The following is a 20501-nucleotide window of genomic DNA, read 5'->3' as shown; positions in this document are numbered from 1 at the left end:
CCGAATCAGTCTAGCTTTTCGCCTCGAGTCGAGGGCGAGGTGGGGTGATGACCTGCCTGACGCTGCTTATTCCTTTCTAATCCTATAGTCGGTGCGTTCTATGGTCGGTGCGTTGCCACGCTGAAAAACTCGGGGCGACGGGAAGGGTCCTTGCTTAGAGCCAATGTGGCAGCCAACCGGCCGAAGTAAGGCGCGAACTTCATGCCGGTGCCTGACATGCCCACAGCCATGGTCAGGGACTGTTCTGGCAGGACATCGATGATTGCGTGGCCATCTTCGGTGAATCCATCGTGGTGCATGCTCAGGCGCGCCACATCGGGGAAGAAATCTGGGATTACCTCTGCGACGCGCTGGGAGAAGGCATTGAGGGCTGGTTCGCGCACGGTGGACGGAACCTGATCCGGGTGGTCCACGGTGTCGACGAAGAACGCGTTGGTGGAGAACTTAACCGTGTATCCGTCGATGCTCGGGGCGCCGTAGATGTGAAAGCTGGAGCCATCGGGCTGAGGCTTGTCGTAGAGGAAAATGGGAAGGTTCTCGGGGCTAAATAGCTCCGGTGTGCGTGGCATGAACCACGTTAAAGGAATCGGCTTTACGCGCACCACATCCTTGGCCTCGGGGATAAGTTCGCCGGCCCATGAGCCAAGGGTGAGGATTAGATTGTGAGCCAGAACTGAGCCGCGACTGGTGCGCAAGACCGCCCCACCATCTGCCAGCCGGTCGATGCCGAGAACTTTGGTATGGGTCCATAGTTTTGCGCCGTTGTCCAGCGCCAGCTCGGTTGCGGAGGCGACCGCGACCTCTGGACGGATGCCGCCGCCTTGAGGATCGTAGATTCCAATGTCCTGCTTCGCCACTTCGAATTGCGGAAAGCGCTCGCGCAGCTCTTCGGAATCGAGGTAGCTATGGTCGAGGTCGAATTCCTCGATGACCTTTTGAGTAGACATCATGGTTTGGTAGTCGCTGGGGCCGATGCTAAGCGCGCCGATCGGCAAGAATACGTCTCGGCCGGACTTCTCGTTGAGGTCTAGCCAGAGTTCCCGAGCGCGTTGGGCGAATTCTATGAAGTCCCCGCCCTCTTTGAGCGCCACCCTAAACAGGCGGGACTCGCCGCTATAGCTACCGCGGGTGTGGAGCCGACCGAATTGCTCGATGCCTAGAATCGAGGTACCTTCCGGCGCCAGCTCGCTAAGCTGCCACAGCGCCATCGAGCCCATGGTGCCAACGCCCACCACGGCGAAGTCAACTTCTGCTACATAGTCGATGGGATTGTGATTGCCTGACTTATTGACTGTCATGTTTGGTACTCCTTAAACGAGCTCGGGGGTTTCCCAGAGGTTTACGGTGGTGCCAATGCCCAGCTCGCGGGCCTTGTCATAGATGTGGGAAGCCCAGGCAACGTCTTCGACGGGCATGCCGCCAACGGAGAATACGAAGACTTCTTCCTCACTAGTTCGTCCCGGGACGTCGCCGGAGATGATTTGCGAGATATCGGCGACCGATCCGGGGGAGATCTCGCCGTCGCGCTCCATCTCAAGGAACTTGTTGCCGATAATACCCACCTGTTCAAAGGCTGCGGGGGCGTATTCTTCCAGCCATGCTTCGTAGAGGCCGCGGTTGTCTAGGACCATGCGCACTTTGCCAGACTTGAGATACTCGTTGTCGAGATTGGCACAGCCAGGGAAAGTCAGCAGAGTGCCAGGTGAAATCCATTCCGGGGCGATCATGGGGTAGTTCTCGACACCGGCGGAAGACGTGGTGCACACGCTAACGACATCGCTGCCTTGTACTGCTTCCTCGATGGTATCGACCACCGTGATGGTGGTGAACTGACTAAGCGTGGCCTTTGTCCAGGATATGAAGTCGTCGAGGGACTTTTTTCCACGGCCCTTGATCTTCAAGGTATTTAGGCTGGGGCGAGCTGCGGCGAAACCTGCTAGCGCAGTCTTTCCCATAACCCCGGGGCCGATGATTCCGGCGACCTGTGCATCCTCTTTGGCCAAAAAGCGGGCGGCGACTCCGCTGACGGCTCCGGTGCGGTAGGCAGAAAGCAGGTTTGCGCTCATGATCGCTAATGGGGCACCGGTGGTGGCGTCGTTGAGGATGAAAGTGTGGATGGAACGTGGCAGGTCGTGCTCGCGATTGGCTACGTTGGAGCCGTACCACTTGACTCCGGCGCGATTAAAGCTGCCGCCTAGGTAGGCTGGCATGGCCATAAAGCGGCGGTCGGTGCCATCGAGCGGCATATTCGGGTGGGGAGAACTCTCCGGAAAGCTGACCATCGCGCCATGGGAATTGTTATTTTGTCCGGCCATGCGGTAGTCGTCGACGCCGAGGCAAGAAAAAACCTCCTCCATGGTATCGACGCAGGCGTTCATGTCCTTTACTCCCGCGGCAATCATCTCGGGTTCGCTGAGGAAAAGGGTATCGATGCGGGTGTCGATTTGAGTTCCGATGTGAGGATCGACGTGGGGATCGATGCGGTTATCGATTTGGGTATCGATTTGGGTATCGACGGTTGGATGTGACATTTTCAGCCTCGTTCCATGGGTGGTAGTGAGATTGTGGTTCATCGAGTCCTCGTTTGGGTTAAAGATGCCGTGCGAGGGAGGTCGCTGTGATCTAAAAATTAGCCGTTCCTATTGAACTATAGAAAATGGGGGTAATTCATTTTATCTCTCCTGGGTGGAATTAAAACCTATCCTGACCAGTTAGTTAATTTCTATAGTATGACAAAAAATGGGGGTAAACCCTAGCTTAACTATTGATCTATAGAAAAACGGGGTTAGCATTACGTGCATCGCTCACCGCGATATCGCGCGCCAATTACGGTCGAACTGTTGCCGCAGTCTTGCCTCATTCGCCATGGTCGGCGAGCGAGAACATCACAACTAGGGTGCACCAATGCACTTGGGTTTCAGGTGAATTCTCACCCAGAAAGGATGTGGCATATGTCCCTCACATTACTTACTCCTCCGCCTACTGCTACAGCCCCAACTTCTGACCTGAAATCAGGGTCCCTTGGAGTAGCTTCCATTGTCTTTATGGTGATTGCCGCTGCAGCCCCTCTGACTGTGATTGGAGGTGCACTGCCGATCGGCATCCTCAGCGGAAACGGAGCCGGTTACCCGGCTATGTATGCGGTATGCGCGGCAATCCTGCTCATCTTCTCCGTCGGTCTGACCACCATGGCACGAAGGATTTCCGAGCCCGGCGCGTTCTTTTCCTATGTAGAGTCTGCTACCAATCGCAAGTGGGGAATCGGAACAGCCTTTCTAGCAATCCTTACCTACACCGCGGTGCAGTTCGCCGTTTATGCTTTCCTCGGCGCGCAGCTATCTCTGGTGCTTGCTGGCATGGGCATCACCATTGCGTGGTGGATTCCTACGCTGGCTGTAGTCCTTATCGTCGGCCTACTGGGATATCGCGATATCGAACTATCCTCTAAGGCACTCGGCGTGGCTTTAGTGGCAGAAATCCTCATCACCCTCATCATGGTTGCGGGCATTATTACCAAGGGCGGCTCCGATGGCTTAAGCGCCACGTCTTTCACCCCTGAGGCATTTATGTCGGGAACTCCCGGGGTAGGCCTCATGCTGGCCTTCGCGGGCTTTATCGGCTTCGAGTCCACCACGGTATTTCGCAACGAGGCCAAGGACCCCGAACGCACCATCCCGCGCGCTACCTATATCGCGATCATGGTCATCGGCATCTTTTATACGCTCTCCGGATGGGCAATCGTGGAAGCCTGGGGCGCGGATGGCATCGTAGCTGCAGCGGCAGAGAACCCGGAGGAAATGGTCATTATGACTGCCGTGCGCTACGTCGGCCCCTGGGCGGGGTTGGCCGTGCAGGTCTTGTTGCTCACCAGCTTGTTCGCCGCAGCGCTATCCTTCCATAATGTGCTGACACGTTATCAGCACGCCGTGGCTAAGAAGGGCTGTCTACCAGCAGGGATTGCTCGCGTGCACGCCAAGTATAGGTCTCCGCACATCTCTTCTTTGGTACAGTCTGCCACCATCGCAGTATTGACATTGGTATGCGCTATCGCAGGCCTAGACCCAGTCCTAGAGGCGTTTACTTGGTTCAGCGGGCTGGCAACGTTCGCGATTGTCATCTTGATGATGATGGTTGACGTGGCAATTATCATCTATTTCCGCACCCACCCAGCGGGCAAGGACAACCTTTTCAAGCGCGTCATTGCGCCGTGGGCTAGCCTGGTTGGGCTCGGCATTGCCTGCTTTTTTATCACGACAAACCTCGTTAGCCTCGTCGGCGGCGACGTGGTCGTAGCTTGGGTCTTAGGACTCTCGGCTCCGTTGAGCGTGGCCGTGGGCTGGCTGTGCGCTGCCTTGACCCCGGATCCTTCCAAGTCGGCCTTGCTCACTCCCGCCGAGGTGAAAGAGTCAGTTTAATTCTCGGCTTAACTAAGGCTTTTAGTGGCGCGCGCCGGTAATGGAGCGCGCCGTTATTCTGCCAGCAGGGCGTTATGCTTTAAAGCCGACCATCCGGGTAGGTACCGCAGGCTCGTCGCGGGTGAGGGCGAGTCCCTCCCAAGGTAGGGTTTTACGCGCCTCGGCCAGGTAGGTACGTGATTCCTCTAAGGAAGCAAGGCCAGGGACAATCTCACCATCGCGCATGAGCGGAATAGTTATCTCGCGGGCGCTGAGGGAACCGGTATCCGGTGCGGCTTCGCCGTAGGGAAATACCACTTCCTCTACGGCCACGCCGGTAGAGCGGTAGGTACGCAAAGATTGCTTCGCGCCGGCCTGTGAGCGCTTAGAGGAAGAACGCTTGGCCACGGGATGCCCCTCGACCTCGACGATCTTGTAGACCATGCCCGCGGTCGGTGCGCCAGAGCCAGTGACAACTGAGGTGCCCACGCCGTAGACGTCCACTGGATCGCCACGCAAACCTGCGATGGCGAACTCATCCAGATCGGAAGAGACAACGATCTGCGTATTGTGATTGCCCAGATCATCGAGCTGCTTGCGCACGCGCCGGGTGACGGCGCCCAAGTCGCCCGAGTCGATGCGAACGCCGCCGAGCTGAGGCCCGGCCACCCTTACTGCGGTCTCGACGCCCTTGGTGATGTCATAGGTATCGACCAAGAGCACGGTGTCTACTCCTAGGGATTCGATCTGGGAGCGGAAAGCAGCCTCCTCATTCGGGGTGCCATCCTCATTGATGTGGGAGAGGGTCCACGCGTGCGCGGCGGTCCCCGAAACGGGGATGCCATAGCGAAAGCCTGCTTCCATGTTCGAGGTGGCGGAGAATCCTGCGAGGTAGGCTGCGCGGGCGGCAGTGACGGCGGCGTACTCGTGCGTGCGCCGCGAGCCCATCTCAATAATCGGCCGGCCGTCTGCGGCGGTCACCATGCGTGAGGCTGCCGAGGCCACTGCGGAATCGGAGTTCATGATGGAAAGCAGGACCGTCTCCAGGATCACGCACTCGCCGAAGGTTCCGTGCACCGTGAGCAGCGGGGAGTTGGGGAAGTAGAGCTCGCCTTCGCGGTAGCCATCAATCTGCCCGGAGAAGCGATAGTCACGCAGGTACTGCTTGGTGCCTTCTTCTAAGAAATCCAGCTCCGCTATCTGTTCCTCATTGAAGCGGAAGTCCCGCACAGCGTGCAGCGCTCGGTCGGTGCCCGCGACTACGCCGTAGCGGCGCTCGTTGGGCAGACGGCGGGCGAAGACCTCACAGGTCACGCGGCGCGCAGCGGTTCCGTCCCGCAGCGCCGCTTCCAACATGGTGAGTTCGTACTTGTCCGTGAGTAGAGCGGTGGAACGCTCGGTGGCGCGTGCTGAATCTGGAGTATGAGTCACATCGAGAATGCTACTCAGATTGTCGCAGCATCGCAGCAAGTCACCGCTTTCCTTGCAGACAATAGGCTCTAACTCATGGCAAAGGATGCTTGCAAGGATGGAAAATTGGATAGGCTATAGACCATGAATGCGCAATTCTCCGCCCCCCGCATGGGCTCTCCTATGGCGACGCCCGAGCTAGATGAAGACATTAAAGTCGAGGTAGCCACCAGCGAGAACCTGCCATGGCTGTGCATTGTGTGGGATGATCCCGTCAACCTTATGAGCTATGTTTCCTATGTGTTCCAGACCGTCCTGGGATATGACAAGAAGCGCGCCAACGAGTTGATGATGCAGGTCCACACCGAGGGCAAAGCAGTGGTCTCAACTGGGGAGCGCGATAAAGTCGAGGCCGACGTGAAGAAGCTGCAAATCGCGGGCCTGTGGGCAACCATGCAGCAGGCAGGCTAGGCTTAAAAAACACTATGCAAGCGTGGAAGAAAAAGAAGTCGCTCATGCGGGCGCCCAAGTTCAGCACCGTTTTAGAGCCCATGGAGCGTGAAGTACTCGGAGACCTCACTGCCACGGTCTCGGAGGCGATCATCGCCCGAGCCCAATCCGGCCCCAAGGATGAGCTGGCTCAAATGCTGGATATGCCCACTGGGCATTCGGAAGCCCCGGAGGATCCTTCCTTGGCGCGCCTTTTTCCTGACTTTGAGAAGCCCGGAGACGAGGAATTTGAGGGCGATGCCTCGCTTCTGCGCTCCATCCACGAGAACGATATTGCTCGCGCCAAGCTCAAGAACCTACAAGTCATCAACGCTGCTTTGGGGCCCACCGGGGGCGTAGCTGTGACGATTAGTGAGCAGGAGGCTCATCACTTCCTGGCCGGGCTCAATGACTTGCGGCTTTTCGTTGCAGCCGGTGAGGTAGTTGGGGAGGCAGCCAGCGCAGACCGGGATTCTCTGGTCGAGTGGCTGGCCTATTGCCAAGACTCCCTCCTCCAGGTGTTGATGGACTAGTGGCGTCCAACTTCTCCATCGGCCACACCAGTCGTGGCGATACCGGGGTCACCGTAATCTACTGCGGCCCACAGGGCGCGCTGGCCAGCGTGGACGTGCGCGGCGGCGGGCCGGGAACCAGGGAGACTGACCTGCTTGCCCCCCATAACACCGTCGAGCGAGTGCACGCGATCGTGCTCGCCGGTGGCTCGGCCTTTGGCCTGGCGGCTGCTCACGGAGTCATGGAGGAGCTGGAGAAAGAGGGAATCGGCTTCGCCGTATTCGGTGAGGGCCGCCCGGGCCCGCGCGTGCCCATCGTCCCTGCGGCCGTGATCTTTGACTTGGCGGTGGGGCCCTCACGCCCGAGTGCCGCCGACGGGGCTGCTGCCCTGCGCGCCGCGCTGGCGGGGGATGATTCCTCCACGGGCAACGTCGGTGCAGGGTGCGGTGCCACGGCGGGCAAACTGCGCGGCGGCTTCGGAATCAGCACCCAGGCCGCGGGGGAGTACACCGTGGCTGCGGCGGTGGTGGCCAATCCGGTCGGGGGGGTTGTTGACCCAGCAAGCGGTCGACTCTTTGGTGCGCCGGCGCTGCCCGCGGTGGATCCGCAGCGCTACGCGCAGGTCCCCGATCCCAAAGACGCCAAGCTGAATACCACCATTGGCGCGATTATTACCGATGCCCCGATAACCAAGGCGCAGGCCAAGCGCCTCGCGCTCACCGGCCACGACGGGATTGCCAGGGCCATTCGCCCCGCTCACTCGCCCTTGGATGGGGATACGCTTTTTGCCCTGTCCACCGCCCCGGCTCCCGGCCAGGTTGATCCTCTGACATTGGCCGGACTATGTGCCGCAGCGGCAGATGCGGTGGAAGCCGCCATCGTTGACGCCGTGGTATCGGCCCGGCCGGGATATGGTCTCACGGACTATAGCTCTTTACTCCGCTAGAGTAAGGACTCTATGACTTCAGGGACTCCAGGCGGCACCTTTAACCATCACGCGGCTGCACCTTCCACGGTCAATCGCGGGGATTCGAAGAACTACACCAAGCGTGGGCGAGTGGCCACCGGCCTCAGCCTCGCGGCGGGTTTTCTCATCGTTGAGTGGGTAGTCCACTTCATCAACGCCTTCGTCTTCGGCGGGGCCTTGAGCAACTACGGGATCAGGCCGCTGGACTTCAACGGCATCTGGGGTATCTTTACCGCCCCTTTGCTCCACGCCAACTTCGAGCACCTCGCGTCCAATTCGGTGCCCGGCGCCATCTTCTGTTTCCTCATCGGGCTCTCTGGGCGCAAGGCTTGGTGGCAGGTCACCATCGCCACCGTGCTCGTCGCGGGAGTAGGAACCTGGCTCTTTGGTGGGCCGGGCACGTCCCACATCGGCGCCTCGAGTTTGGTCTATGGCTGGCTGGCGTACCTGGTGGTGCGCGGCGTATTCAACCGCTCTTTGCTGCAGATCGCCTTGGGCGCTGCCCTGGGATTTGCCTACTCCGGACTCGTCTGGGGCGTATTGCCCGTCTATGAGGGAGTAAGTTGGCAAGGTCACCTCTTTGGCGCCCTCGGCGGCATTCTGGCGGGGATGACCATTACCTCTGATGACCCTGTGAAAGGAACGGCGAAGCAATAGTGCCTGATGCATCTTCTCCCATTGGCATCTTTGATTCCGGCGTCGGCGGGCTGACCGTCGCGCGCGCGATAATTGAACAGCTGCCGCATGAATCAATCATCTACAAGGGCGATACCTTGCACTCTCCCTATGGGCCGCGTCCCATCGCCGAGGTTCGCGAGCTGTCAATAGAGATCGCCGATGAACTGGTTGGCCGTGGATGCAAGATGCTCGTCATCGCCTGCAATACCGCCACCGCAGCCTTCCTGCATGACGCCAGGGAGCGCTACGACGTTCCTGTGGTCGAGGTGATTCGCCCCGCAGTGCGCCGTGCCATCGCAACCACCCGCAACGGCAAGATCGGCGTGATCGGAACCGAGGGCACCATCAAATCGGGCGCTTACCAGGATCTCTTCGCCGTCAACCCGCAGGTGGAGGCCTTCGCCGTGGCCTGCCCCGAGTTTGTTTCCTTTGTCGAACGCGGAATTACAACCGGCCGCCAGATCCTCGGGGTGGCGGAAGGCTATCTAGCACCCCTGCAAGATGAGGGCGTGGACACGTTGGTGCTGGGCTGTACTCACTACCCCCTGTTGACGGGCGTCATCCAGCTGGCTGTGGGCGATAACGTCGCCCTAGTCTCCTCCGCGGAAGAGACCACCAAGGATGTCATTCGCATTCTCACGCAACGAGACCTTTTGGCGCCAGAAGGCCATAAGGCTGTGCGCACATTTGAATCGACCGGGGATCCGGAGACTTTTGCCCGCTTGGCCAAGCGTTTCCTCGGTCCTCAGATTGGTTAAGGCGCTCCCGCGTTAGGCACAGCACAGTCAAATGCGGGAAGTGATTCGATGAGAAATGTGCCGCGGGGCGATATTTTTCTCTCCAAATACAGCATTCTTATTCATTTCATGCAACGATTGTCTCCATGAAGCTGACCATCCTTGGGTGCTCGGGTAGCGTCCCGACTGCGGCCAACTCGGCATCTGGATATTTGGTGTCTTTTCCGGACTCGCCATCGATAGTGATGGACCTGGGATCCGGTACCCTCGCGCAACTCGAGCTCCACCAAGATCCGTGCGATGCACACATCACCTTTAGCCATTTGCACGCCGATCACTGCTTGGATTTCCCCTCGCTCATGGTCTGGCGGCGTTTCCACCCCACGGCACCGGCGGTATCGCGCAACTTCTGCATCGGCCCCAAGGACACCCCTGTTCACTTGGGCCGTCTTTCTTCCGATGAGGTGGACGGCGTCGATGACATGTCGGATACCTTTGCCTTTAGCCCTTGGGTCGCCGGCCAGCGCGAGCTCATCGATGAGGTCTACATGACGCCCTTCCCGGTGCTGCACCCCATCGAGACTTATGCGCTGCGTATGGAGCACTCCAAGACGGGCAAGACCATCGCCTACTCCGGGGATTCGGCCTATACCGAGTCCCTGATTGACGCCGCCCGCGGGGCGGATATCTTCCTCTGCGAGGCAGCCTGGGGCGCATCCTCCGAGGGCAAGGCCCCCAACATGCACATGTCTGGTGCTGATGCAGGAAGGCTGGCGCGTGAGGCGGGCGTCGCTAAGCTTGTCCTAGTCCATATCCAGCCGTGGGGAGATCCCCAGGCCGCCCTCGAGGCCGCGCGCGCGGAGTTTGAGGGGGAGATCGTCCTGGGGGCAGCGGGGATGGAATTCGAGCTATAGCGAAGCTGTACCCTTGAATGCATGACTGATTTTTCCCGCGCCGACGGCCGCGCACTCGACCAACTGCGCAGCGTCCGCATCACCCGTAACTTCACCACCAATCCCGCAGGGTCCGTACTCGTCGAGTTCGGCAACACTCGAGTCATGTGCACCGCCTCTGTCGAGTTTGGTGTCCCGCGTTTCAAGCGCGATTCCGGGGAAGGCTGGCTGACCGCCGAGTACGCCATGCTGCCCTCCGCCACCCACGAGCGCATGCCGCGCGAGTCCATGAAGGGCAAGGTCAAGGGGCGCACCCACGAGATTTCGCGCCTCGTGGGCCGTTCCCTGCGTGCCGCAGTGGACCTTTCCGAGCTGGGGGAGAACACCATCCAGCTCGATTGCGATGTCCTGCAGGCAGACGGCGGCACCCGCACCGCCGCCATCACCGGGGCCTATGTCGCCCTTGCGGATGCCATCGAGTACCTCAAGGCCGAGGGCGTTGTCCCCGGCGAGCCTCTGCTCGACCCCATCGCCGCAGTCTCCGTCGGCGTCATCGACGGCCACATCTGCCTCGACCTGCCCTATGAGGAAGACTCGCGCGCGGAGGTTGACCTCAACGTCGTCATGCAGGAATCCGGGGACTTCGTGGAGATTCAGGGCACCGGCGAGCACGGCCTCTTCGGCCGCCAACAGCTCGGCGAGATGCTCGACGTGGCACAGCAGGGCTGCACCGAACTCATCGCGGCGCAGAAGGCCGCGCTGGGGTGGTCCTAATGCAGCTGCTCGTGGCCTCCAATAACCCTAAGAAGCTCGCTGAACTCGAGAAGATTCTGGGGGAGGCCGGCATCAATGGCGTTGAGCTCCTCGCGCTTGGCGATGTCGCCTCCTACCCCGAACCCATCGAGGACGGGCGTACCTTTGCCGATAATGCGCTGATCAAGGCGCGTGCCGGCGTGGCCGCCACTGGGATTGCTACCATCGCCGATGACTCCGGCCTCGCCGTCACCGAACTCAACGGCATGCCCGGCGTGCTTTCTGCGCGCTGGTCTGGCCGCCACGGCGACGATGCGGCTAATAACGAGCTGCTGCTCGCGCAGATGCATGATGTCCCCGATGAACGCCGTGCCGCCGCCTTCGTTTCGGTGTGCGCCCTGGTCACCCCCGATGGTGAGGAGCACATCGCCGAGGGTCGTTGGCCGGGCACGCTGCTGCGCGCCCCACAAGGTGCCAACGGCTTTGGCTACGATCCGCTCTTTATGCCTGCAGGACAGGACCACAGTGCTGCGGAGATGGAGCCGGCTCAGAAGAACGCCGTCTCGCACCGTGGCCGCGCCCTCGCGCAGTTAACCGAGGTCATCAAGGGACTGGCTGCGACGCAAGCCTAGGGGCTCCAAGGGCCCCGAAGGGCCGCAGGACCAGAGTCCCAGAGGCCCACTAAAGCTGGAACTGGGCGATGATTTCCTTGCGGCGCTTTATCTCCATATAGAAGGAGAAGAAGGGCACCACGCCGGAAAGCGCCGTGGTGAACAGCGTTCCCACTGACCACAGCGCCCGCGGTCCCAGCACCAAAATGGACAGCAAGTACACCATGTAGGCAAAACCGTGGGCCATCGCGATATAGGTGGCCCACTCTGGCATCTCGACACCAACGATGTACTGCAGGATCATCCTGCACACGAGGATGATGAGGAATACACCGGTGACGGTGGCCGCCACGGTAAAGAACTTCAGGGGCCCGCGAATGCGGTCTTGGCGGTCAGGATGGACTTGAGTGCTCATTGACTATCTTTCTCTTTAAAGTCGTCTTCGTCGCCGCGCCTGCGGCGTGGTTGATTAAGGGCGTTGAAAGTATCGACGTCGATGCGGGGGCGCTGGGGCAAGAAGTCTTCATCGATCTTGGTGGCGCCGGCCTGGTTCTTCTTCTCGGTGACCACATCATGCTGGTAACCGTCGATGCCCTGTTCGGCGGCCTCGTTCTCTGCGTCGATGCGCTCGTTTTCATAGTTCATGGCGGTGCGGTACGCGTAGACCACGAATACCGCGAAGAGCGGCCACTGCAAGGCATAGCCCAAGTTCTGGAACGTCCCCGACCCCGAGTTAAAGCGCGACCACTGCCATAAGGCGAGAAACAAAAACAGAACGACGAATATCCCAATGAGGACGATGTGCCACCACCGGACTTTCACCTTTTTCTTTTTCTTCATGTCCTTGTTGCTCACGCATGACAGCCTACCTACTACCTCGCCGGAAGCGTAGAAACGCGGCACACCCACCTGGGACTAGTGACGCTCAGCACGCCGCCCCACAGCCCAGTTTCTTGACTGGGCCACTCACCATGTAAACTAACGCCTTGTTGCTCGCGAGTAGCCACAGTGCCCACGTGTACCGTGCATAAACCGCAGCATCTTGCGCCCGTGGCGGAATTGGCAGACGCGCTAGATTTAGGTTCTAGTGTCTTATGACGTGAGAGTTCAAGTCTCTCCGGGCGCACCCAATGGGTGATGTCATAATCCTGCCTTGTAGGAATACGGGTTGGGGTACAACATCACTCTTCTTATTGTTGGCGGCGGTGAGTTCATGAGTTCAGCTCCCCTAATGCTCAACAATGATGTTTTGCGGCGTGCACTAGCAAAGATCGTGTGTGAGGGTGTGGGTCTCGGGTACGATCGTGAGCCGGAAGGGCTAGCCCACCCACCGACAAGATCACCCCAAAGCTTCTGGTGCCGTCCTCTGAATTGTCTTGGCTGGGTTCGGGCTTCAGACTGGACAGGCACGTGTTAAGAAGATTTACTTCATATACCCGGATGCGCTGTTCCTCTGGGCATGCCGCACAAGACGAGCAACATCCGCAGGCAGTTCCACTCCTCGATGCACGGGGATGGGATACTCGACGTCTCTCCAAGCTGGTTCCATCGGAAGAAAACGGTGAACTGGGCCAATATGGACTTCCTGGAGGAAGCATTCGGAATACCAGCGTGATGAGATAGCGGACCATCTCGAACATGTAGGCAGGCTTTTCTCATCTCATCAACTGGTGGCTCCGTGTTTGGCCAGAGCGCGCCATGCTGGACGTGGAATCGTGTGTCTGTTGGGGGTGTGCGGTAGAGTGGAGAGATGTTTGAATCCGCTGCCGCTCCTGTCGACACGGCAGAATTGCGTAAAGCTCGTGGCGCGTTCTTCACACCCGATGCGATAACGCGCTATATCACCGACTGGGCGATTCGTAGTTCAACGGACACGGTGCTTGAACCCTCTGCTGGTGATGCAGCGTTCCTTGTCCAGGCAGTCCGTCGGTTCCAAGCGCATGGCTCTAAAGCTCCCGTTGTAGATGGAGTTGAGATTCACGAGCACAGTGCTTTAGTCGCACGCCGTCGAGTTGAGGAAGCCGGGGGAAGCCCGAACATAACAGTCAGCGACTTCTTCCTCATCGAGCCACAGGCTCGATACTCTGCCGTGGTCGGAAACCCGCCCTACATCCGCTATCAAGACTTCAGCGGTGATTCTCGAACCAGGTCTCGCGCAGCGGCTCTGAAAGCCGGTGTTTCTCTGACTGCGTTGGCGTCAAGCTGGGCCGCGTTCACGGTCCACTCCGCCCTCTTCTTAAAAGATGGGGGACGGATGGGCCTCGTGCTCCCTGCAGAGCTTCTCAGCGTAAACTACGCAGCGGCCGTCAGACAGTTTCTTTTTGACCGATTCCGTAGCGTTGAACTTGTGCTCTTCACAGAGCGGGTCTTCCCCGAAGCGGAAGCCGATGTCGTTCTGCTCCTCGCCGACGGCTTCAATGAGGGGCCAACCGATCACGCAACGATCTATCAAGCGCAGGACGCCGAGGCACTCGCATCGCTTAGCGGTCCGCTCACTTGGAAGCCCACTGACCCCTCGGCGAAGTGGACAGGACTCTTAGTAGATTCGGATGCAGAGGAACATCTTCGTGCGCTCTGTGCGGAAGGTCATTTTACAAGCCTCGATACTTGGGGCGACACCACTCTCGGAATGGTCACGGGCAACAATCGATATTTCGCCCTTTCCCCGGCACGAGTTAAGGAGCTTGGTCTGCCTCGAAAAGATCTCGTGCGCCTATCGCCTCCCGGAAGCTCTCATCTCAGGGGCCTTGAACTCTCCACCGGTGCAATGACCAAGCTGGGGCAGCAAGGCAAGTCAACGTGGCTTTTCCGCCCATCAGATAAGCCGTCTCCAGCGTCGCAGGCATACATTGACGCCGGACACCTCGCAGGTGTTGACGAAGCATACAAGTGCCGAGTGCGGAAACCGTGGTATCGAGTGCCGTTGCTGAAACCTGCTGACTTGCTGCTGACCTGCATGAACGCAGACACGCCTCGGCTGACGACGAATATGGCGGGCGCGCACCACCTCAACTCGGTCCATGGCGTCTATCTCGACGGTCAACACAGGGAGTTAGGGCGCGAGCTTCTCCCGAGCGCTAGCCTCAACTCGGTGACTCTCCTCAACGCCGAAATGGTGGGGCGCTCGTATGGGGGAGGGATTCTCAAACTTGAGCCGCGCGAGGCCGATGTTTGGGCAATGCCCTCACCTGCACATGTCCAGACATGTGCAGACCAGCTGCGCTTGATCAAACCAGACGTTGCGAAGTTTCTCCAACGAGGTGATCTCCCCGCGGCAGTGAAGCTCGTCGACAGTGCCGTGCTCGTCGGGTCTGGCATCATTACAGAATCAGAACTCGACCATGTGCGAGACGCCCATGCCACCTTGGCCGGCCGACGCCAAGCAAGGGGACGAAGTGGCCACTGAACCATCGACAAAAGCGAAAGCGTGGGCGATCTTTGATCGCATCGTCGCTGATGCCGCCCCCGGTGGGGAGCACAGCAACCCCTGGGTAAGAGACGAGAGTGGAGCTCTTTCTTATGAGCCTGACTATGAAACCCTTATCAAGCTGCTTGGAGTTCCTCTCTATCTGAAAGCCCCTACGACGACGGGCGTACCCGCACTCGCATTGGATGTTTGGCTTTCGTACGAGCTCCGGCGCTCTGGGTTCGATGCTGACGCAGCCTGGCCGCGTCCCTCGGCACCAAGAATCTTGCCTGGCCCGGTCGTGAGCTTGCTTAACAAGGTAACAGCCAAAGAACGCGATGCGCTCTGGAAGAGACTTCGGGCAAAAACGCCACCCACCGGAGCGGCCGCATCCTCGGCAAACATCCTTGGCAAGAACTATCTCAAACAAGTTGACGTCGTCATGTCGAATTGGGCGGCGGGACCAGAACTTCTTATCAGTACTAAACGGATGGACTCTAGTTTCGGAAAGAATGCAGCCAACCGCGTCGAGGAATCTTACGGCGATGCGAAAAACCTCCGGCTCCGCCACCCTCTCGCCGCGCTCGGCTTCGTCTACGGGCTGCGGTCCACCATCTTCGACGAGTCGCCTGATAAGGCCGAGTGGCTAATCGACTTGCTTCAGAAGCTCGGGAGGGAAGACGATGCCTATCACGCCGTATCTTTGATCGTCATTGAATACGGTGATCACCTCTCTGTCGAGGAGTCAGATGATGACCAAGGAGACGGCGAAGACCCCCTCGTCGAAGCCGGTGTCCACGGCAGCCATGACATTTACGACGACACTGAGGAACTTGTAGAACAGTCTGACGTCGAGGTAGCGCTGGCAATTGCAGGTCTTCCTCCTGTCAAACTTCCTTGGGAGAGAGTGCCCGCAGACCTGCGTCCTGACCGATTCATCGCTGAGATGGTCAGGCGCGTGATCGATGCGACCCCCGTCAACATGCATGCGGAGGCTCGGCTTCGGCGCAAGCGAGCACTCAGTAAAACAAACCTAAACGAGGCGACTGAATGAAACTTCGAAAGTCGGATCTACAGCTAGAGTCGCTCGTTAACCGTATCAAGGAGGGTGAGATCGATCTGCAGCCGGATTTCCAGCGTGGAGAGGTTTGGGATTCGAAACGGCGGCAGCGACTGCTCGATACAATTCTGCGGGATTGGTACGTTCCAGCGATTCACATCGTCATCGATGACGACGGTGAAGAAGTAGTTCTCGACGGACAGCAAAGACTCGTGGCGATTCGCAAGTTCTTCTCGGATGAAGTGAAGATTGACGGCACGATCGAGCCCTATGACGAACGAATTGAAAGCCTTCATGGACTGAAGTATTCTCAGCTCCCGCCCCGGGTAAGGAAAGCTGTGAACCGATTTGAACTGCAGATAATCACCCTCACGGAGTACGAGCCACAGGAACCAAACGAACTATTCTTCCGGCTCAATCAGTCATATAATTTGACACCGCCCGAAAAACGCAATGCTCTTCACGGTGAGGCTCGGGATCAGGTCAAGGCCCTTGTGAAGGCACTCACTGGTACGGGCCTTCTTGACAGAACTAGGATCGGTTTCAGCAATGCAAGACTTGCATACGATGACATAGTCGCTCGTACCTGTGTGGCTCTTGAAGTAGACAACATTCGGCAGCACATCAACAACAAGGTGGTTGAAGAGTTCTACCGGTCACGTTCTTTCTCGCCACGCACAGTGACTGCTGTCCGCGAGGCGGGCCAGCTGTTGTTGCGTCAGATTGAACAATCTGACGCTCGAGTAAAGCTAAACAAGGGTACTCTTCAAAGCTGGCTCACCTATTGCTATTGGTCTAGGGGGCTGAACGGAAACATCCCTGATCACCTGCTCGCCAGATTTGAAGCCGACAGAGTTTCGGCACGGACAGGTGATCGTCAGACTCGGTCAAGCGATGATAGAGCCTTGGTTCAGGTTCTCCGACTTTACGACGACAGAGCCTCATATCGAGTAACAGATGTTTCTTCTGTGCTGATTCGCGACCTTACACTCCACCTATATTCAGGAATAGTATTCGAAACCGCTTCTTACAGAGGAGCCGATGCGCTCCTTGATCGCATTTTGGCGGATCCTGATTCGACGCAGACTTTAATTGTCGAGTTTCTGTCAGCGTCCGATTGGGGTAATCCTCTGGTGCCGGAATCTTCCTATGAGACAAGCTAAGGAAGATGCCGCCTGGGATGCACTCCGAAAGAGTCGAGCAGGTCGAGCCACTGAAGTAGTGAATGTCGATGGAATTGAGATCGATCTCTCTGAGCCTTGCCTTGTCATCGCTGGGCGCAACGGCACCGGAAAATCTCGTCTGCTCCGCTCGCTTTCGCGGTATCTCGATGAGAAGGCCGTGCTGATCAATCTTCATTCCTTGTGCGAAAAGGCCCTCGATGTGCTCCGGTCTCGTGACGACTTGAAGGACATGAAGAACGAGTACGAGCGGTTTGGTCCGGATTCGGAGCGCAGGAGCGACATTGAAAGGATTGTGGGACGCGAGTATACAGATATCGATTGGTTCGCCTTAGAGCTTGAATCCACTGAACCTGAGTTGGAGAAACGCTTCAGATGGATCAGGGATGACGAACAGTCGCTTGTTCCGTACTTTGAGGCAAGCTACCGCGGAATTGATTACTCGGCTCAAGATATGGGCTTGGGAGAGTTCTCGGTCCACTTCCTATTTTGGATTATTGAACAGTACCGCGATGCAACTGAACTGACATTCCTGATTGATGAGCCAGACGCGTATCTGCCCCCGACGGCGTCAACTGCTCTTCTCGCTCGGCTCCAAAGTATCTGCCTTAAGAGGAGTTGGAGTCTTGTAGTCTCAACTCACTCTCCTGATGTGATCGAGTCTGCGAGCAATGCTTCATCTCTTGCGGTGCTTTCGGTTGACGCCGATGGAGGTCTTTCGGCGATCCACGTTTCGCAAGACTCGACTGTCGCAGAAACTTTGCTTACACCTCCTCCTGTTCGGTACGAGATATTTGTAGAAGATGAATCTGCCTACTACCTCGCGCATGCTCTTGTAGGAAAACTGGGGAGGCGGGCAGCCCAAGAGATATCTATTGTTTGGAGCCGAGGGCAAGGGTACATGGTGAGACTTCAAAGTCATCTGCCGCTTCCACCGAAACCAGCAGTCGGGCACATTTATTTATTTGATGGCGATCAGCGATCCAAGGTTGCGGCCTCAAAGCCCACGCAATGGCCAGTACTGTTCTTGCCCTCTGAGAGTGACCCGGATTCACTTCTGAAGAGCGGTGCCGATTCGCATGCATTATCGATCCGACTTGGCAATAGTGCGGAAGAGATAGCCCGCGAGATTCAAGCGCGCGAGGGTATCGATCCTCATGACTGGGTTAATGAGCTTGCAGAGAGGTTCGGAAGGCCACGTTTTCTTACCGCAATCACGGAGATTTGGGTTGAACAAAATCAAGAGTTGGCCGAAGAGTTTCTCGAAGCGTTCACTAAGGCCCTAAAACTCTAGTACCAATTGGACCGCATAGCCATACATTCTGGCAGTTTTTGGCTATGCTCTTTCTTTGTCCATACACGCCGGAGCCTTTGTGGGTGGTCTGATGCATCCTTTGGGCGTGTGCAGCGATCGTCGTCAACCATCGCTCTTTTGGTTTGTGATAGAACCAAAGGGTCCTTTCTGGAAGCACTCTTAGCGAACGACGAGTAGGAGCAACATGACGAACGAGGGGGTGACCCAGACTCCTGACCCTTACCTGATCGCTCAAGTGCGAGAAGCGTTTGGGCGGGTTGTCTACAGCCAAAAGACCCAGGAAAAGCAAGCGGACATCAGCTTCGGTAAGCATCGATGGCAGCAAGGAACGCTGATCGCACTCACCGCGATCAGCTCTGGCACCTTCCTCGCCTCCGTGCTTGGAGTTCTGATCGACCCGCAACTGGCGAGCTTCACGACATCCTTCATTGCGCTTCTCGTTACGGCAGTGAGTCTAGGCACAAAGACGTTCAAGTTCGCGGATGAGGCCGAGGCGCACCGGGATGTTGCCTCTCAGCTTTGGAATGTCCGCGAGTCCTACCTGTCGCTAATCTCTGACCTGATGTCCGGTGTTATATCCGATTCGGATGCGCGTGTTCTACGCGAGGAGTTACAGGAAGCCAGTCGCGCTGCTTACGCGGCGGCACCGCGGACTGGCAGAATCGCATTTTCTAAGGCACAGAAGAGTCTCAAGGAGAACGAAGAGATGACGTTTATGCCTCACGAGATTGACCTTTTTCTCCCAGCGGCGCTTCGCCTCAATGAGAGCGAGGCATGACGTGGAGACATCAGAGATATTTGACACACTGCTCAAGAATCTTAAAGTGGGCGACACTAGCGAGTCCGTTGCTGCTCGTCGAGACGAGATCACCAAAGTGCTCAACAAGGACTTTCGCTCCAAAGACGGATCGACCGAGCACCGCCTCATGATTGGCTCCTACGGTCGGCATACCGCCATCAAAGGGGTGTCGGATCTTGACCTTATCTACATCCTCCCGGCCAGTCTTCGCTGAAGCTACGAAAGTGATACAGGCCCAAGGCGAATCCTCAACCGAGTCCGTGATGTGCTGAAAGCACGGTACACAAACACCGATATCCGAGTTGACCAATGCGTTGTGCGAGTACAATTCACCAGCAATAAGTTCAAGTTTGAGGTCCAGCCCGCGTTCGAGAACGCCGACGGCAGCTTCGACTATCCCTCCACCGTGGGCGAAACGTGGAAGACCACCAAACCGCGCGAGGAGATAAGTGCAACCAAGGAATGCAGCGACCGCACCTCGAAGAACTCGCGCCATTTCGCGAGGATGGCACGGTCGTGGAAGAACGCGAACGGCGTAGTTATGGGCGGACTACTCATCGATACATTGGTGCATCGCTTCTTCTCAACAGCGGATGAGCACGACTCTGCAGGTACAGGATCATTCGGTCTGATGGCCCGAGACTTCTTCGAGTTCCTCAAAGACGAACCCGACAAGGACTATTATTTAGCGCTAGGCAGTCACCAACGAGTGAAGGTGAAAAGAGTTTCCAAGCGAAGGCCAAGAAAGCCTTCAAACTTTGCCACGAAGCGATCACCGATGAAGGTAAGCCTTCTGCAAACAAGAAGTGGCGAGAGGTCTTCGGCACTGCAGTACCCTTGAAATCTAGCAAGTCCTCGTACTCGTTCGACGACACTGAAGAGTTCATCGAGCAGAAGTACCCTGTCGACATCCAGTACGCGCTTTCGATCGAGTGCACAGTCACTCAAAACGGCTGGCGTCCTGTCTCCCTGCGAGAGATGCTTCAAACCAGGAGTTTGCTTCTTGCTAACAAGGATCTGGATTTTTCGATCGCCGAGTGCGGTGTGCCTGTCCCGTACGAGGTGCGGTGGAAGGTACTCAACCGTGGCGAAGATGCCGAGCGCCGAAACAAGATCCGTGGCCAGATAATCGACTCGAACCGAGCGGACGTCAGACACGAGCAGACAGAGTTTCAGGGAGATCACCTCGTCGAGTGCTACGTACTGCAGAACCGGATCGTTGTTGCTAGAGACCGTCTCCAGGTACCGATCAGCGCGAATCCCTCTAGTCGGTACGGCGACCTGTGAGTATGTGA

General features: G+C 57.7%; 20 protein-coding genes, 1 tRNA gene and 1 pseudogene. 17 read left to right on the top strand and 5 right to left on the bottom strand.

From position 1 onward, the window contains the following. Window positions 1–98 precede the first annotated feature (98 nt). A complete protein-coding gene (gene solA / locus F4V60_RS09930; RefSeq protein ID WP_075730435.1) occupies window positions 99–1298 on the bottom strand; it encodes an N-methyl-L-tryptophan oxidase in 1200 nt (399 codons plus the stop codon). 12 nt (window positions 1299–1310) lie between these two features. Continuing rightward, window positions 1311–2531: a tyramine oxidase subunit B gene (locus F4V60_RS09925; protein WP_084559195.1), complete on the bottom strand. Its 1221-nt coding sequence runs from the start codon at window positions 2529–2531 to the stop codon at window positions 1311–1313. 420 nt (window positions 2532–2951) lie between these two features. On the opposite strand from F4V60_RS09925, the gene F4V60_RS09920 reads away from it, so the two are divergent. Next, window positions 2952–4415 (top strand): APC family permease, encoded by a 1464-nt coding sequence (locus tag F4V60_RS09920; protein WP_084559194.1) that lies wholly within the window; start codon window positions 2952–2954, stop codon window positions 4413–4415. Between the two features lie 72 nt (window positions 4416–4487). Here the strand turns inward: F4V60_RS09920 and F4V60_RS09915 are convergent, their stop codons facing one another. Then, complete coding sequence (locus tag F4V60_RS09915) at window positions 4488–5825, bottom strand: nicotinate phosphoribosyltransferase (protein WP_075731290.1); 1338 nt, start codon at window positions 5823–5825, stop codon at window positions 4488–4490. 123 nt (window positions 5826–5948) lie between these two features. On the opposite strand from F4V60_RS09915, the gene clpS reads away from it, so the two are divergent. The 8 genes from clpS (at window position 5949) to rdgB (ending at window position 11466) form a co-directional block, all read left to right on the top strand. Then, window positions 5949–6275: an ATP-dependent Clp protease adapter ClpS gene (gene clpS, locus F4V60_RS09910; RefSeq protein ID WP_232315920.1), complete on the top strand. Its 327-nt coding sequence runs from the start codon at window positions 5949–5951 to the stop codon at window positions 6273–6275. A 14-nt stretch (window positions 6276–6289) separates the two neighbouring features. After that, the gene (locus tag F4V60_RS09905; protein WP_075730433.1) at window positions 6290–6826 is read left to right on the top strand and encodes a DUF2017 domain-containing protein; all 537 of its coding nucleotides are present in this window, start codon (window positions 6290–6292) and stop codon (window positions 6824–6826) included. Then, entirely contained in the window at window positions 6826–7752 is a 927-nt protein-coding gene (locus F4V60_RS09900; RefSeq protein WP_075730432.1) for a P1 family peptidase, read from the top strand. The genes F4V60_RS09905 and F4V60_RS09900 overlap by 1 nt, the downstream gene beginning before the upstream one ends. Window positions 7753–7764: 12 nt before the next feature. Beyond that, a complete protein-coding gene (locus tag F4V60_RS09895; RefSeq protein WP_075730431.1) occupies window positions 7765–8430 on the top strand; it encodes a rhomboid family intramembrane serine protease in 666 nt (221 codons plus the stop codon). Further along, window positions 8430–9209, top strand: coding sequence for a glutamate racemase (murI, locus tag F4V60_RS09890; RefSeq protein ID WP_075730430.1), 780 nt, complete (start codon window positions 8430–8432; stop codon window positions 9207–9209). Before F4V60_RS09895 ends, murI begins: the two co-directional genes overlap by 1 nt. Window positions 9210–9334: 125 nt before the next feature. Then, complete coding sequence (locus F4V60_RS09885; protein ID WP_075730429.1) at window positions 9335–10102, top strand: MBL fold metallo-hydrolase; 768 nt, start codon at window positions 9335–9337, stop codon at window positions 10100–10102. 21 nt (window positions 10103–10123) lie between these two features. After that, window positions 10124–10855 carry a ribonuclease PH gene (gene rph / locus F4V60_RS09880; RefSeq protein ID WP_075730428.1) on the top strand — a complete coding sequence of 244 codons (732 nt, stop codon included), beginning with the start codon at window positions 10124–10126 and terminating at the stop codon, window positions 10853–10855. Continuing rightward, a complete protein-coding gene (gene rdgB, locus F4V60_RS09875) occupies window positions 10855–11466 on the top strand; it encodes an RdgB/HAM1 family non-canonical purine NTP pyrophosphatase (RefSeq protein WP_075730427.1) in 612 nt (203 codons plus the stop codon). The genes rph and rdgB overlap by 1 nt, the downstream gene beginning before the upstream one ends. Before the next feature lie 49 nt (window positions 11467–11515). Here rdgB and F4V60_RS09870 read toward each other — a convergent pair whose 3' ends face one another. Together F4V60_RS09870 and F4V60_RS09865 are read right to left on the bottom strand one after the other, a co-directional pair. Beyond that, a complete protein-coding gene (locus F4V60_RS09870) occupies window positions 11516–11860 on the bottom strand; it encodes a DUF3817 domain-containing protein (RefSeq protein WP_075730426.1) in 345 nt (114 codons plus the stop codon). After that, window positions 11857–12285 (bottom strand): hypothetical protein, encoded by a 429-nt coding sequence (locus F4V60_RS09865; RefSeq protein WP_075731287.1) that lies wholly within the window; start codon window positions 12283–12285, stop codon window positions 11857–11859. The genes F4V60_RS09870 and F4V60_RS09865 overlap by 4 nt, the downstream gene beginning before the upstream one ends. A 204-nt stretch (window positions 12286–12489) precedes the next feature. Here F4V60_RS09865 and F4V60_RS09860 point away from each other — a divergent pair. The 8 genes and pseudogenes from F4V60_RS09860 (at window position 12490) to F4V60_RS12800 (ending at window position 20493) form a co-directional block, all read left to right on the top strand. Then, window positions 12490–12571: transfer RNA gene (locus F4V60_RS09860), tRNA-Leu, on the top strand. 624 nt (window positions 12572–13195) lie between these two features. Continuing rightward, window positions 13196–14851, top strand: coding sequence for an HsdM family class I SAM-dependent methyltransferase (locus F4V60_RS09855; protein WP_075730425.1), 1656 nt, complete (start codon window positions 13196–13198; stop codon window positions 14849–14851). Then, window positions 14841–15905 (top strand): hypothetical protein, encoded by a 1065-nt coding sequence (locus F4V60_RS09850; protein WP_141255875.1) that lies wholly within the window; start codon window positions 14841–14843, stop codon window positions 15903–15905. The genes F4V60_RS09855 and F4V60_RS09850 overlap by 11 nt, the downstream gene beginning before the upstream one ends. Further along, window positions 15902–17074 (top strand): DUF262 domain-containing protein, encoded by a 1173-nt coding sequence (locus tag F4V60_RS09845; protein WP_075730423.1) that lies wholly within the window; start codon window positions 15902–15904, stop codon window positions 17072–17074. The genes F4V60_RS09850 and F4V60_RS09845 overlap by 4 nt, the downstream gene beginning before the upstream one ends. Beyond that, window positions 17061–18386 (top strand): ATP-dependent nuclease, encoded by a 1326-nt coding sequence (locus F4V60_RS09840; RefSeq protein ID WP_157105737.1) that lies wholly within the window; start codon window positions 17061–17063, stop codon window positions 18384–18386. The genes F4V60_RS09845 and F4V60_RS09840 overlap by 14 nt, the downstream gene beginning before the upstream one ends. Window positions 18387–18591: 205 nt before the next feature. Then, window positions 18592–19185 (top strand): SLATT domain-containing protein, encoded by a 594-nt coding sequence (locus tag F4V60_RS09835; RefSeq protein WP_075730421.1) that lies wholly within the window; start codon window positions 18592–18594, stop codon window positions 19183–19185. Beyond that, a pseudogene (locus F4V60_RS12805) lies at window positions 19169–20047 on the top strand (SMODS domain-containing nucleotidyltransferase). Before F4V60_RS09835 ends, F4V60_RS12805 begins: the two are co-directional and overlap by 17 nt. Beyond that, window positions 20044–20493: a nucleotide-binding domain-containing protein gene (locus tag F4V60_RS12800; protein ID WP_232315919.1), complete on the top strand. Its 450-nt coding sequence runs from the start codon at window positions 20044–20046 to the stop codon at window positions 20491–20493. Before F4V60_RS12805 ends, F4V60_RS12800 begins: the two are co-directional and overlap by 4 nt. Window positions 20494–20501 lie beyond the last annotated feature (8 nt).

It is taken from the genome of Corynebacterium flavescens, from assembly GCF_008693105.1.
GTDB classification, from domain to species: Bacteria; Actinomycetota; Actinomycetes; order Mycobacteriales; family Mycobacteriaceae; genus Corynebacterium; species Corynebacterium flavescens.
The sequence above is the reverse complement of the archived record's forward strand: the minus strand, read 5'-3'. Positions and strand labels throughout refer to the sequence as shown.